At 68.2% G+C, this 13,149-nt stretch carries 16 protein-coding genes and 3 pseudogenes; 11 read left to right on the forward strand and 8 right to left on the reverse strand.

Features of this window, described 5'->3' with window-relative positions; translation table 11 throughout:
- Positions 1–10 precede the first annotated feature (10 nt).
- On the forward strand, positions 11–1,777 hold the full coding sequence (locus ADL25_RS38840) for an FUSC family protein (protein ID WP_234381220.1): 1,767 nt from the start codon (positions 11–13) through the stop codon (positions 1,775–1,777).
- Between the two features lie 10 nt (positions 1,778–1,787).
- Positions 1,788–2,711 carry a LysR family transcriptional regulator gene (locus ADL25_RS38845; RefSeq protein ID WP_059132621.1) on the forward strand — a complete coding sequence of 308 codons (924 nt, stop codon included), beginning with the start codon at positions 1,788–1,790 and terminating at the stop codon, positions 2,709–2,711.
- A 50-nt stretch (positions 2,712–2,761) separates the two neighbouring features.
- Here the strand turns inward: ADL25_RS38845 and ADL25_RS38850 are convergent, their stop codons facing one another.
- Entirely contained in the window at positions 2,762–3,793 is a 1,032-nt protein-coding gene (locus ADL25_RS38850) for an aldo/keto reductase (RefSeq protein WP_063805830.1), read from the reverse strand.
- Positions 3,794–3,832: 39 nt separating this feature from the next.
- On the opposite strand from ADL25_RS38850, the pseudogene ADL25_RS38855 reads away from it, so the two are divergent.
- Positions 3,833–4,066 (forward strand): annotated as a pseudogene (locus tag ADL25_RS38855) (sugar ABC transporter permease); the annotation flags it as partial.
- On the forward strand, positions 4,063–4,389 hold the full coding sequence (locus tag ADL25_RS38860; RefSeq protein ID WP_059132623.1) for a hypothetical protein: 327 nt from the start codon (positions 4,063–4,065) through the stop codon (positions 4,387–4,389). The pseudogene ADL25_RS38855 and the gene ADL25_RS38860, both read left to right, overlap by 4 nt.
- A 31-nt stretch (positions 4,390–4,420) precedes the next feature.
- Here the strand turns inward: ADL25_RS38860 and ADL25_RS38865 are convergent, their stop codons facing one another.
- From ADL25_RS38865 to ADL25_RS38870, 3 genes are all read right to left on the reverse strand, one after another.
- On the reverse strand, positions 4,421–4,798 hold the full coding sequence (locus tag ADL25_RS38865) for a hypothetical protein (RefSeq protein ID WP_234381221.1): 378 nt from the start codon (positions 4,796–4,798) through the stop codon (positions 4,421–4,423).
- 121 nt (positions 4,799–4,919) lie between these two features.
- On the reverse strand, positions 4,920–5,123 hold the full coding sequence (locus ADL25_RS51180) for a hypothetical protein (RefSeq protein WP_234381222.1): 204 nt from the start codon (positions 5,121–5,123) through the stop codon (positions 4,920–4,922).
- Entirely contained in the window at positions 5,075–5,605 is a 531-nt protein-coding gene (locus ADL25_RS38870) for a hemerythrin domain-containing protein (protein WP_234381223.1), read from the reverse strand. Before ADL25_RS38870 ends, ADL25_RS51180 begins: the two co-directional genes overlap by 49 nt.
- 447 nt (positions 5,606–6,052) lie before the next feature.
- On the opposite strand from ADL25_RS38870, the gene ADL25_RS38875 reads away from it, so the two are divergent.
- The 4 genes from ADL25_RS38875 to ADL25_RS38890 all read left to right on the forward strand — a co-directional run bounded on the left by ADL25_RS38875 (position 6,053) and on the right by ADL25_RS38890 (position 8,536).
- Positions 6,053–6,445 carry a nuclear transport factor 2 family protein gene (locus ADL25_RS38875; RefSeq protein WP_059132624.1) on the forward strand — a complete coding sequence of 131 codons (393 nt, stop codon included), beginning with the start codon at positions 6,053–6,055 and terminating at the stop codon, positions 6,443–6,445.
- 1 nt (position 6,446) lies between these two features.
- Positions 6,447–7,010 (forward strand): carboxymuconolactone decarboxylase family protein, encoded by a 564-nt coding sequence (locus ADL25_RS38880; protein WP_059132625.1) that lies wholly within the window; start codon positions 6,447–6,449, stop codon positions 7,008–7,010.
- A gap of 188 nt (positions 7,011–7,198) precedes the next feature.
- Positions 7,199–7,693: a TetR/AcrR family transcriptional regulator gene (locus ADL25_RS38885; protein ID WP_234381224.1), complete on the forward strand. Its 495-nt coding sequence runs from the start codon at positions 7,199–7,201 to the stop codon at positions 7,691–7,693.
- Between the two features lie 75 nt (positions 7,694–7,768).
- Positions 7,769–8,536, forward strand: a complete 768-nt coding sequence (locus tag ADL25_RS38890; RefSeq protein ID WP_115974370.1) for a GNAT family N-acetyltransferase — start codon at positions 7,769–7,771, stop codon at positions 8,534–8,536.
- Positions 8,537–8,694: 158 nt separating this feature from the next.
- Here the strand turns inward: ADL25_RS38890 and ADL25_RS38895 are convergent, their stop codons facing one another.
- The 4 genes and pseudogenes from ADL25_RS38895 to ADL25_RS38910 all read right to left on the reverse strand — a co-directional run.
- A complete protein-coding gene (locus tag ADL25_RS38895) occupies positions 8,695–9,147 on the reverse strand; it encodes a MarR family winged helix-turn-helix transcriptional regulator (protein ID WP_059132628.1) in 453 nt (150 codons plus the stop codon).
- Positions 9,148–9,390: 243 nt separating this feature from the next.
- Entirely contained in the window at positions 9,391–9,702 is a 312-nt protein-coding gene (locus ADL25_RS38900) for a hypothetical protein (protein ID WP_107116822.1), read from the reverse strand.
- A complete protein-coding gene (locus ADL25_RS38905; protein ID WP_059132629.1) occupies positions 9,699–9,884 on the reverse strand; it encodes a hypothetical protein in 186 nt (61 codons plus the stop codon). Before ADL25_RS38905 ends, ADL25_RS38900 begins: the two co-directional genes overlap by 4 nt.
- A 274-nt stretch (positions 9,885–10,158) precedes the next feature.
- Positions 10,159–10,702, reverse strand: a pseudogene (locus ADL25_RS38910) (FAD-dependent oxidoreductase); the annotation flags it as partial.
- Here ADL25_RS38910 and ADL25_RS51185 point away from each other — a divergent pair.
- The 3 genes and pseudogenes from ADL25_RS51185 to ADL25_RS38925 all read left to right on the forward strand — a co-directional run.
- Positions 10,699–11,304: pseudogene (locus tag ADL25_RS51185) on the forward strand (TetR/AcrR family transcriptional regulator C-terminal domain-containing protein); the annotation flags it as partial. The pseudogenes ADL25_RS38910 and ADL25_RS51185 overlap by 4 nt on opposite strands.
- Positions 11,305–11,534: 230 nt before the next feature.
- On the forward strand, positions 11,535–12,113 hold the full coding sequence (locus tag ADL25_RS38920; RefSeq protein WP_059132630.1) for a suppressor of fused domain protein: 579 nt from the start codon (positions 11,535–11,537) through the stop codon (positions 12,111–12,113).
- Between the two features lie 31 nt (positions 12,114–12,144).
- Positions 12,145–13,086 carry an NAD(P)-dependent oxidoreductase gene (locus tag ADL25_RS38925; protein ID WP_059132631.1) on the forward strand — a complete coding sequence of 314 codons (942 nt, stop codon included), beginning with the start codon at positions 12,145–12,147 and terminating at the stop codon, positions 13,084–13,086.
- The last annotated feature ends 63 nt before the right edge of the window (positions 13,087–13,149 follow it).

The following is a 13,149-nucleotide window of genomic DNA, read 5'->3' on the forward strand; positions in this document are numbered from 1 at the left end:
GAACAGCCGCATGACACCGGCGATGCGGACCGGCCCCGGCCCCTCTTCGGGAACGCCGGCGCCGGCACGACTGCTGCGCGCCGTCGGCCGGCCGCTCTCCTCGTTGCCGCTCGCGGCGGCGGTGCGGGGAGCCGTCGCACTCGCCACACCGCTGCTCATAGGCGTACTGACGGGTTGGGTCGTCCCTTCCGTGATCGCGGCCATCGGTGCCCTGTGGGCCGTGGGACAGGACGGTTCGGACCCCTATCGGTCGCGGGTCGGGCGGTTCGTCGCGCTGGGCTTGTCCGCCTCACTGGGCCTGGTCGGCGGTGAACTCGCGCTGCGCAACGGGCCGTCGGCGGTTGTGACGGCCTGTCTGGTCGTGGCGGCGCTGGTCGCGGGGGCGATCGGTCTGCGCGGGCGGATCTGGTCGGTGGCGGGCATGCACCTCCTGCTCGGCGTGACGATCGGCAGCGGGATCCCGGTTCCGGGGCCCTGGTGGCAGGCGCCTCTCGCGCTGTTCGCGGGTGTGGGCTTCGTCCTGGTCCTGTCGGCGGCCCCTTGGCTGTTGCGGCGGCACCAAATCGAGCGTGCCGCTCTCCTCGCCGTATTCCGTGCGGCGTCCACGGCGTTGGCGGCGGCCGGTACTCCCGGTGCCGCCGAGACCCGGCGGCACCTCACGGACGCCCTCGACAACGCCCACCAGGCAATGGACCGACACCTGACGGCCGCTCGGCGACAGCCGCCCGACGCACGGGTCGAGCCGCTGCTTCGGGCGTTCCGGCTCGCCGTCCGGCTGGGCGAGGCAGTGACCACGCTCCAGTGGGAAGCACGCCCGCTCCCGGCGGTCGTCAGCCGGGTGCCGCTGGTGATGTCCGCTCGGCTGCTGCCGGTCCGCAACGACGGGGCCGTCCCCGTGGCGCAGGACTTCGCGCCGGACTCACCGGGGCTGCGTGCCCTCGCGCGTCTGAGCGTGACGGCCGACGCGGAACGCGTGGACACCGCCCTGGACGCCCCGGCCTCTCCACGCCCGGCCCGGCAGGCACATCTTCGGTACGCCCTGCTGCTCGCCCTGTGCGTGCTGGCCGCGCAGGTGTGCGCCGGCCTCCTGCACAGCCCTCGCGCCTACTGGCTGCCCATGACCGTTGCCTTCGTGTACAAGCCGGACTTCGGACCGGTGTTCCGCCGGGCGTTGCACCGATGTGTCGGAACCGTCGTCGGCGTGGCGGCCATCGGGGCGGTGTCGATGGCGATCCACAGCACGTACGCGTTCATCGGCGTGGTGGCGTTCTTCGGTGCGCTGATGGCCGTCGGGGTGCGCCATCACTATGCGCTCGCCACCACGGGTCTGACGGCCGTGGTGTTCGTCCTCGTCGACCTGCTGGGTGATCACCGCGCGCTCTACGGTGCGCGCATCCTGGACACCACGCTGGCCGCCGCCCTGGTACTCGTCGTCCACTTCGTCGCCTGGCCCCGCTCCGCCCTCAGCCGTGCGGACAGCCGGACCCAGGCGGCGCTCGCCGCCGCCCACCGCTACCGGGACCTCTCCCCCACCGTCGGCCCCGATCGACGCCAGGCCCTGCGCCGCGACGCCTACCGCCAACTGGCCGACGCGCGCAGAGCCGCAGTACAAGCCCGCCGTGAGCCGGTCCTGCGCGGAACGGAACTGCCGGACTGGGAGAGGGCCATCACATCGGCGGAAGAACTCTGCGACGCCGTGACCGCGCGCGCTCTCCATGCCGCACCCGGTCCTGCGCCGCAGACCACCGTGAGCGTCGCTTCGAGCCACGCGATGTGAGAATGTGGAAATGGATCTCCAGGTACTGCGCTCCTTCCAGGCCGTGGCCGAGGGTGCGACGGTGACCGATGCAGCGGCGGAGGCGCACATCACCCAGCCGGCCCTGTCACGGGCCTTGAACCGGCTGGAGAAGGAGGCCGGTGCCGAACTCTTCCAGCGTGTCGGCCGTGTCCTCCAACTCACCCAGGCAGGACGTGTGTTCAAGGAGTACGTCGGCTCCGTGCTGGACAGCTACGACCGCGGCCTGCGGGCCGTCGCCGAGGTCGTCGACCCCGACGCAGGGGTCGTGTCGGTCGCCTTTCTGCACACTCTGGGCACATGGCTCGTCCCGAGACTGGTCACCGGCTTCCGCGAGTCAGCCCCGAAGGTCCGGTTCGAACTCCATCAGGACGGTGAGATCGGCCTGGCGCAGCACCTCCTCGACTCCACCGCGGATCTGACCATCACCAGCAAGGATCCCGGCCACCCGTTGATCGCGTGGCGTCGCCTGCTCGTCGAACCCCTGCGGCTCGCCGTCCCCGCACGCCACCGCATGGCTCAGCGCCGCCGGGTCCGTCTGGCCGAGGTCGCCGACGAGCCCTTCATCGTGCTCAAGACCGGCTACGGGCTGCGCAGCGTCACCGAGACCTTGTGCCGTCAGGCGGGCTTCACGCCTGTGGTCGGCTTCGAGGGCGAGGAGGTCGAGACCCTGCGCGGGCTGGTCGCGGCCGGCCTCGGCGTCTCTTTGATCCCCGCCTCGTCCGGAACCACGGCTGGGGAAGACAACCCGATTCTGCCCATCCGCTACTTGGAGGTGACCGACGTCGACGCCGCCCGCGACATCGGCATCGCCTGGCTTGCCTCCCGCAGCCTCCCACCGGCTCCACGGCGATTCATGGACCACGCGCTGAGTGCCACCGCCGACAGCCGCGGATCGCTCGCGCCCGGGGTGTGACGGGCGCGGCCCTCGGCCCCCGGCGCGGCATCGGAACGTCGAGCATGCCGTCATGCACCATGCTTGCGGCCTTGCCGGGATGTGCCCTCGCCCGTGTACACCGTTCCGGGCTCCGGAGGGTCGGTGGCGACGGCTTCCAAATCCTCCCAGGCCCGGGAGGGAAGGTCCCGCTCAGCCCAGCGGACCGCGGAGCGTACTTCCTGCGGCGTACGGAATCCGGCGACGACACTCGCCACGGCGGGGTGCCGCAGCGGAAAGCGGATGGCCGCGTGCGGCAGCACCGTCGCATGGCGGCGGCAGACCTGTGCCAGGGCGCGGGCTCGGGCCAGCAGGTCCGGAGGTGCCGATCGGTAGTCGAAACAGGCGCCGTCCGAAGGATCGGGGTCACTGAGGAGACCGGAGTTGAAGGGTGCGGCAGCGACGACGGACACCCCCCGGTCGGCGCACTCGATCAGGAGCGGCAGCACGGTCCGGTCGGCGAGGGTCCAGCGGCCGGCCACCATCACCACGTCCACGTCGGTCTCGATGACGAAGCGCATCAGAGGTGCGACCGAGTTCATGCCCACGCCGACGGCACCGATGACTCCCTGTCGTCGCAGTTCCGCGAGGGCGGGCAGCGCCTGTGCGACGGCGGTGTCCATGTGCTCGTCCGGATCGTGGAGGTAGACGATGTTGATGCGGTCGACCCCGAGCCGAGCACGGCTCGCCTCCAGACTGCGCAGAACAGCGTCGCGGGAGTAGTCGGCGCGCCGGGTCAACGTGTCGGGCACGGCAAAGCCGCCTGCCGACAGATCGGAGCCGGTGGGGTGCGGATTCGGCACCAGCAGCCGGCCCACCTTGGTGGCGAGTGTGAACTCGTCCCGTGGCCGATGCGCGAGTGCCCGACCCAGCCGGAGTTCGGACAGTCCGAGCCCGTAGTGCGGGGCCGTGTCGAAGTGCCGCACTCCCTCCGCCCACGCGGCCTCGATGGTGGTGAGTGCCGCGTCGTCGTCGGCGGCGCGGTAGAGGTTGCCCAAGGGGGCCGCACCGAAGCCGAGTCGGCTGACGCGAACCGGGGTGCGGCCGATCGTGCGCACGTTCATGTGTCCGTTCCGTACCAGCGTGCCGCGGTGCCGCCGTACACCGCCTTCGCCGCCGGCACCCAGCTGTTCGTCGAGCCGCGGCTGCTGCAGACCGCCAGCCTGGGCAGGGTCAGCCCGACCTGGTCCCCCAACCAGCTCGCCTACGTCTACGCCTTCCAGCAGGGCGACTTCAACGGCGCCGCCGCCATCTCCGTCTTCCTCCTGGTGCTGGGCCTGCTGTGCGCCGGGCTGCTGGTGTGGCGTTCGAACATGTTCACCTTGGATGAGAAATGACCTGGAACCCGGCGCCCATGCGCCTCCGCACCACACCCTCCAGAGCCGCATCCGCCGTGATCATCGGCCTGCTGCTCGCCGTCCTGCTGGTCTTCTTCGTGCTGCCCGTGATCTGGCTGCTCCTCGCACCGAGCAAGACGGCCGGCCAGATCGTCCACGACAATCCGCTGTCCTTCGGCTCGTTCGGCCGGATCGGGGACGCCTGGCGGCACCTGTTCTCCTTCGAGAACGGCGCCGTTCTGACCTGGCTGTGCAACTCGGCCGTCTCGTGGGAGGGGCAGCGCGGGCTCCTCACCCCGCGCCTGGCGGTGACCGGCACCTGAGGAGCCGAGCTGTCCTGAGGTGGCACCGAACTCAGGAGCGTTCCGGCAGCACTTCGTATCCGGCGAGACAGTGCCTCATACGGCATTGGTCCTCGGCTTCGACGAACACCTGCTGCCCCCAATAGCCACTGAGGCGGTGTGCGACCTCGACCAGGCGTCGGCGGTCCTCCGGGGTGTACGCCGGAAAACGTGCCCAACCCTGGTCAGCGATCTTGTTGCCGAGTTCGCTGAACAACACAGCCCGGAAGCGTCGCTCTTCTTCTTCGGTGAGTGAAGCGTCGGCGTCCTCCACATGCCGCACCCGGACGTTGTAGAGGTCTCGAATCACGCTGCGGCTCACAATCTGCTCAAGGTCGGCCCACACGAGCCTACCGACCCACGTCGAACGACGGACCCCGGATCCGTCCACTCTCGGACGCCTCCTGAACGGCATGTCGAACCTGAGAGCTCAGGACGGCTGCGGCACAACGGCAGGCTGCGCCGCAGCCGGGTTACAGCGTGATGCGGTCGGACGGAACGGGCCGGCTTGATCAGTTGGTCCCCACACGGGGCGGGTTGGACGTGCCGTGGACCCGCTTGGCATGCGAGGCGTAAAGGCGCGGGCCGATGATCGGCATGAGGACGCGGGCCGGAAGCGGGGCATGGGCCAGTACCGCCTTGACGACCTCGGGGTCACCCTCGTACATCACCATGCCGAAGGCGAGCGGGAGGGTCTTCTTCGGGCTCTCGGCCATCCCGTGCTGCCCCAACTGCTCCCACTCCGCCGCCGTGACGTGCTGCGCGGCCGGGGGGGGATCTCCTTCTCCTCCAGCGCCATATGGTCCAGGAGCACCGTCAGCAGACCTTCGAGGGCATCGGCGAGTCGGCCCCCTCCCTGCGCTGTGAAACGCCAGTCGGACAGCAGGGACGTCACCTCCGCGTGCGCCTGCTCGATCGCATGGTGCTGCTCCTCCATGGTGGGAACGATCGCCAGGGCCTCCTGGCCACCACGCTCGAGCAGCAGCGGCCACAGCACCACGTCCTCCCCCTCGTGGTGCAGGTGCAGGAGCAGGCACATCAGCTCCGCATGGGCGCCGACGACCTCCGCCCGCCTGACGTCACCCGATGCCACATCACGCACCAGCTGCGGGAGCAGCCGGAATTCCCGACGCATCATGGTGTGCGCCATGTACATGTCGCGCACATCCGCCATGCGCTCACTGACCGCTGACTTCACTGAAGTTCCTATCGATTGGATGTGGTGAAAACAGATCGGCGGAGCCGTCACTCGCGCCGCTGCGGTGGCGAACTGCCGTGCACTCCCCCGAAGTCCGGGACGCGATCGACCACTGGCACCGCTCCGGCACCTGCGCGGACGGAGCCACCGTGGGACAACGCGATCGCACCTGTTCCCAGGGCGGCGCCATCATACATAGATGCCTACGCAAGCAACTACTTTCCCATTCGGGCCCGCCGCCGCCATGGATGCCGCGTCGCTCCGGGGAGACTCGAAGCTCACCTGGCGACCGCGGGCGAGCAAGCGAACACCGACCTGCGAGGGGCCGGCGGACCTCGCCGACGTGTGACGACGCTCACCCCTCAAACGGACTCGGGAGTCCGGTAGCATCCGACCAGAACCGGACCCTGGAGTCCGTTACTGCCCACTCCCCCTGAGGAACCCCTGATGAGTCACGCCCGTATCAGCGAAGCCCTCCGGGCCCTGGTCTTCGAACCAGAACCGGGGCTCGATCTGCAGCAGATCCTCGATCGGTACTACGCCCCCGACTACACACACCGCAGTGACGGAAAAACGCAGCAACGTGACGAGTTCACGGAGATGGTCGCCCGCATCCGCGGCGAGGTCACCGAGGGCACGGTGACGGTGCTCGACGAAATACGCAGCGGCGACACCTACGCCGAACGGCACACTTTCCACATCACCCTGAAAGACGGCTCCACACAGCACCGGGAAGTCACCATATTCGGCACGTTCACCGAGGACGGACGGTTCCGTCACCTGAGCGAGACCGGGTTCAGCATCGACCCGGACGAAACCGGCTACACCATCGGAGAGTGACATGCCCCGCCTGAACGATCCAAACGCTGCCTCATTCCCAGAGGAGATCCGCGACTTTCTCACCACCCTGCCGCCCGACCCGATGGTCAAGATGCTGTCGCACTCGGCAGGCACAGTGAAGCCGTTCATCGAGCTCGCGAAGGCACAATTCACAGCACTCCAACTGTCGGCCCGTTCGCGAGAGCTGGTGATTCTCACGGTGGCCGAATACACCGAAAGCACTTTCGTCGCGGCCCAGCACAACCCCATGTCACAAGCGGCCGGTGTCGGCGAAGGGACCCGGCAACTCATACGTTCCAGACAACTCGACGACGCCGAATTGTCTCCGCGAGACAGCGCACTGCTCCGTTTCACAGCCGAAATCGTGCAGCGCCCGCGTACCGCCGACGCCGTTTTCGACACCGCACGACAGTTTCCCAGCGAGCGGGAACTGGTCGAGGTACTCCAGGTGATCGGGTACTACTGGACGTTCGGCCGCATCTCCACCGTGCTGGACGTCGAGGTGACCAAAATATATGGTGACGAACCGATACTGGACACCCCCGACAACGGCACTTCCGGCTGACTCCGGCAGGCTCCCCGGCGGCCCCCTCCCCGGCCCTGCGGAGCCCGCGGACCACCGGTCGGCCACGAGGGTCGGAGCACCGGGATCCTGCACAGACAGCCCGACCGATGAAACCTTCGAAGGCTTCCATGGCACAACAAGCCGCCACGTCCCCGAAGCGGGCGGACGCCCGCCGCAACCATGAGCGGGTGATCGCCGCCGCCGTGGAGGTGTTCCGCGAATGTGGCACTCAAGCGACCGTCCCGCAGATCGCGGCAAGGGCGCAGGTCGGTAAGGCGACGGTCTACCGCAGCTTCCCCACCAAGGAAGGCCTGGTCGAGACGATCACACAGTTGTGCCTTCAGGAGTTCGAGCTGCGCGCGGCGGAAGCACAGCGCGAGGCCGATCCCTACGAAGGCTTCCGCCGCTACGTCACCGAACTCTTCGAGACCCTGGCCGGTGACCGGCTCCTGGCGGAGCGACTGGCGGACGCCTCGTCTCCGGCGGCCGCTTCCGTCCTGGAGAAGTTGGTGCACCTGATGGCGAGCGCGCGGGCCGCCGGCGCACTTCGCGACGATGTCGAAGAGCAGGACCTCCGCGTGCTGCTGTGCGGCGCAGCGCTGCAATTGGTCCGGTACAACGAGCACGATCCGCAGACCTGGCGTCGCTACGGGGACATGGTGCTCCGCGCATTCCGTCGCTGACCCCGGCCCCAGAGTGTCGCTCAGGGGTCCGCGGACGGCATCCACCCGGTCGACGAGAAACGGAAACACACAGAAGTGAACATATGGGACGCCGCCGAATCGGCGCGAGTATTCGCCAACTTTCGTCAGTACCTCACGGGATGGGACGAGGGTCGGCCCCACGAGGGTGAAGTCGACTACTTCCGCAGCGGGCTCACCACCCCCCAGTTCAACGGTGTGGTCCGTGTCCGTTCCTTGAGCACCATCGAAGGGGCGGTGGCCACGACTCGAGCTCACCTCGCCGGAGTGCCCTGGTGGTGGTGGGTCGGCCCCGACAGCCCCGAAGACACTCCGACCGCCCTTGAGCAGAGTGGTGCGGCGGAGTTGACCGCTGTTCCGGTGATGGTGCGACCGCTCGACCGAGTCACCCAACTGAGCGACGCACCGACCGACCTTCGTATTGAGGAGGTCAGGGACCTGGACCGGTTGACGGAACTCGTACGCACATACAGCACTTCCATGGGCATCCCACCCGGGCTTGAAGCCGACATGGTGCGGATCGAGTCGAAGCGCGAGGACAACGCGGACATCGTCCGACTGGCCGCTGTGCTGGACGGCCGAGTTGTGGGTACAACCGTGGTGATCACGGCGCAGGAGGTGGCGGGGATCTTCCTCGTCCATGTGGCCGAAGCCCATCGCCGGCGAGGCATCGGCGGAGCATTGACCTCGGCAGCGCTTCAAGTGGGCCGTGAACGCGGGATGCGACTCGCCGCGCTCGTGGCGAGCCCCGCGGGTGAACCGCTGTATCGACGTTTCGGCTTCACGACGGTTTCCGAGTACCGCATCTTCACCGTCCCCGCCTGACCTTCGCTCTGGAGGGGCCGTCTGCTCAGGGGCTCCAGAAGGGCTGACGTTCACGCGTTCGCCGACCGCGGGCGAGCCGACGCGGTCGGGCTGGGCAACGGCACCCGGGCGGAGCAGCACGGGCAGCCGACGGCTGCGCACGTCGTCCTGAAGGGAACTCAGTCGAGCCGCGCGGCGACGGTCTCGAGCTGCTCGGCCAGGGCTGCCATCGAGTTCTTGTCCAGATGGTCGACGACGCGCTTGCGCGCGCTCGCCAGGTTTGTCGGATAGGCAGCCGAAAGTCTCCGCCAGCCTTCGGCCGTCAGGCTTGCCATGCTGCCCCGGGCGTCGTGCACATCGCGTCGCTTCTCCACCCAGCCCCGTGCCTGCATCGCGTTCACCACTCGCGAGATACGACTGACAGACAGAGCCGTCGCCGCCGCGAGATCTGTCATCCGCATCTCCCGTTCGGCGGCCTCGGACAGGTGTACCAGGACCGCATACTCGGACATCGTCAGTCCGGTTGCTTTCAGGAGGTCGTCGTCCAAGGCCTTCGGCAGCGCAACCATCACCCGCATCAGCGCACGCCAGAAGCGCTCTTCTACGGGGTTCAAGGGAACATCCGATGTCACTTGTGCAGACTACCTCCCCCAGGCGCCCGTCGACGCTGCCTGACGGCGCCCCCGTCGCTGGTCCCGTTGACGGCCACGGGGCGTCGCGAACAGGCCCAAGGCGAAAGTCACCTGAAGCAGTGACAGTGCGGGGACAAAGCCGCACATGCGCCAGTGATGCCCTGTGCCGTCGCGTGCTCTGTCGTCGAGGACGATGCCCGTCGGGTGCTGTAGCCCCTCGGGGCGCTGTCGATGCCTGGCGCGCTACAGGTCGAGTACAGCGCGCAACGCGTTGTCCACAAGCGCCCGCTGTTCGGGGCCCACATTGCCGTGCAGCGTGGCGGTGTCGAACCGCGAGGCGGCGAGCTGGAGCAGGTTGACGGCGACAACCGAGGCTTCAAGGGGGGAGGTCAGCCGCACGCTCATCGCTGTGTCGGGGTGCGCGGCCGGGGCATGGAGGACGAGCGCGACCACTGCTCCGTACGCCTCCGCAAGCCCGTCGAGGCTGACGACGAGTACCGTGCGCACGCCCTTGCCGGTGTCGACGTCAAAGACGTCGCCCTTGCGGATGGTCACAGGGCGTCGCCCTCACCCTCGAGGTCGAGGGGTTCGACAGCCGCCAGCTTGCGTCCCGCGTCAAGGGTCATCTGCCGACGCACCGCCTTGAGGATGTAGTCGTTCAGTGACGGAGCGTCCGCAGCAGCGTCACGCAGCTGCTTGTCCATGGCGTCGGGGATCCGCAATGTGATGGCACTCATGACACCAAATTTAGCATCACTGGAGCCACCAGTGGAGCATCTCCCTCCCCCGGGCACAGATTCCCGGCCTGGCACAGAACGGCGGCGGTGCTTGACAGGGCTCGTCACGCGACCAGTGCAGTGCCGGTTCCCCGGACACGTTCAGCCCCTGCAAGGAGGGCCCGGATCCACCTGCAATGACGCCGGTCCACCTCCCCGAAGGAGCGTCGGCCCCATCCGCGCACGCCGGCCGAATCCTCGAAGCCCACGCGCCCACACGACCCCCTGGTCCGGCTCACCGGGTCTGCTCGTGTCCGGAAAGCAGTCGGATGAGGCTGCGGGGCGCGTCGCCGCCGAAGCAGAGCTCGAAGTCACGGGCGGCCTCGGCGGCGGCTTCGGCGCTGCGGAGGAAGAGGGCCCGCTCGTACTGGACGAACGCGGCCTCGGCGTCATCGGGGTGCGCGGCGATGGCCGTTCCCAGCTCCGCACCGTCGTACATGGCCAGGTTTGCGCCCTCGCCGTTCGGCGGGGAGAGGTGGGCGGCGTCGCCCAGCAGGGTCACCCCGGGCACGCGATCCCACCGGTGCCCGATCGGCAAGGGCGTTGAGGGGACGCAACACCGGTGCGGTGTCACTGTCGGTGATCAGAGCGGTGAGCTCCGGCGCCCAGCTGTCGAACTCCTGCGCAATCCGGGCGGTGGCCGCCGCGGGATCGGTGAAGTCGATGCCGGAGAACCAGTCCTGGGGCCTGGAGAGCGCCACATAGGCGTGAAGGGTCCCGCCGCTCTCCCGATGGGCCTGGATCGCCTTCCCCGGCGCGTTGGCGAACAGCGCCCCGCCTCGCCACCGGGCCCGGGGCGATCTACTGGCATGTGGCGAACAAGAGCGAGCTGCTCGGTGCCGCGACCGAAGCCGTTGTCGCCGCCGCTCTGGCCATCGAGCGCGCCGAGTCGGCGGACTCGCCGCAGGACGAGATCCGCGCCGTCGCGCTCGGTCTGTTCCACGCGATCGATGAACACCCATGGCTCGCCACACAGCTCTCGACCCAGCTCTCCAGCAACTCCTCGGGGTCGGTGACGCCGCGGATCTTCGAAAGCATCGGTCGGCAGGTCCGCGCGCTGGGGGTACCCGAGCGCAGTTGGTTCACGTCGACCTCGGTGTTGGTGCACTACATTCTCGGCGCCGCCGGCCAGAACGCCGCGAACTCCGCGTACGCCGACGGTCTCGGGCCCGAAATGGACCGCACCGAGTTCCTCGACACCGTGTCGAAGGCCTGGGAAGCGCTCGACCCCGACGAATACCCGTTCACCCGGGCCGTCGCGGACCAGTTGCGCGAGCACAACGATCGCGAGCAGTTCCTCGCAGGAATCGATCTCGTCCTCAGCGGCATCACCGCCCTTCAACCGGCAAGTCGACAGCCGCACACCTCTCCGCCCGCCTGATTCGGGCAAGCCCACGGTGCCACCTGCGACGTGAGCTCAGCCGCGGTCGTCAACTCCGAGCCGCACAGGCTTGTGCCCACACTCCCGGGAAGTACGACCCGAGCGAATGCCTGCCCGCAGAGGTCGTCCGGTCAGCGCGAGCAGCCGGCCAGGTCCACACGCCGATACCCGCGGCGTCATGACGCTGTGTCAGCGACGAGCAGCCGATCACGATCTGCGATGATGGTTCGGTGAGCGAGGCAAGGCTGCTGGCCACGAAGGCCGTCGAGTCGCATGTCCGGGCGTTCTTCATGGGGCACAGCGTGGAGGCTGTCGACTTCGATCTCGGTCCGGAGCGACGGGAGTCAGTGCCCGATCTACGAGTTCTCGTCGTGGGTCCCGGCCCCCGTAGCGACAGTTGGGCCTATGTGACCGCCGGATGCTGGGCCTCGATGAACAAACACGGCCATGGACTTGAGTTCGTCATGACCGCGGGCACCCGTGATCAGCGGTTCATCGAACTCACGGCGATGATCGCCTTTTACCACTGTGGAAGGCATCAACTCGACATCAAGCACAGCATGCCGATCGGTGAATCATGGGTGCCGGGTTCGACCTGCGATCACCTGCTGATCAGCCTGCCTTTTCTGTACGGCCCCGACCTTGAACACTGTCCGCTGCCCGAGGGTCACGCCCGGATCCTGTGGACCCTGCCCGTGACGACAGCCGAGATCGAGTTCCGCAGACGTCACGGACACGAGGCGCTGGAGCAACTCTTCGACAAGATGGAGATCATCCCCACGGATCCCTTCAGGGAATCGGTCGCGTGATCATTGGCCGCACGACCCGTAGGCTCAGGGCGTGTCGAAAATCGGGCTCATAGGACTGGGGCGCATGGGTGCCCCTATGTGCGACAACCTGGTCACTGCGGGGCACGAGGTGGTGGCGCACGACATCGACCCAGGGCGAGCCGAGACCGCCTTGGCCATGGGAGCACGTTGGTCACCCTCCTCGGCGGCGGCCGCCGCCGAGGCCGAGGTACTCCTCACCGTGGTGCCGGGTCCTTCCGAAGCCGCGGCCGTGATGGACGATCGCGTGGTGGACGCCCTCGCGCCGGGGGCGACCTGGATCGACATGACAAGCAATTCGCCGACGGCGTCGGCACGCATCCGGGAGCGCGTCCTCAAACGCGGGGTCGGTGTGCTCGAGGCCCCGATAGGCGGGGGCCCGAAGGACGCCGAGGCGGGTTCCCTGCGGCTTTTCGTAGGTGGTGATCCCGCCCTGCTTGCCCGGCACCGACGAGTCCTGGAAGCCGTAGCCGATCCCGGCCGGATCGTGCATGTCGGGGGTCACGGCGCCGGCTACACGGCGAAACTCCTGGTCAATCTGCTGTGGTTCGGACAAGCCGTCGCCACGGCGGAGGCACTGCTGGTAGGCAGCCGCATGGGGATCGACGTGGGCGTACTGCGCGACGTCCTCGCCGACAGCCCTGCTTCCAGTGCGTTCATCCATACTGATCTGTCCGCGCTGTTCGCCGGGGACTACTTGGCGTCCTTCGGGCTCGACCACATCGAGGAGCAGCTGGCGATGGTGGTGTCACTCGCGCGGGACAACTCGACGCCCCATACCGTGACCGAGGCTGTCCGACGCCTCTATGTGCAGGCGGGTGAGCGCTTCGGGCCTGCCGACGGCGAGTTGCTCGCGGTGGCTCTGCTGGAAGAACAAGCGGGTCTGCTCCTTCGAACCCCGTCCACCCGAAAGGGAGATGACACGCCCGCGACCCCAGGGCCGGCGCTCCCGTGAAGGGCCTTCCGCCGACCGTCTAGCAGCGGCTAGGGACCGCAAGGAGGTCCGTCGCCGACCATC

This window comes from Streptomyces sp. NRRL F-5122, from assembly GCF_001507435.1.
GTDB classification, from domain to species: Bacteria; Actinomycetota; Actinomycetes; order Streptomycetales; family Streptomycetaceae; genus Streptomyces; species Streptomyces lannensis.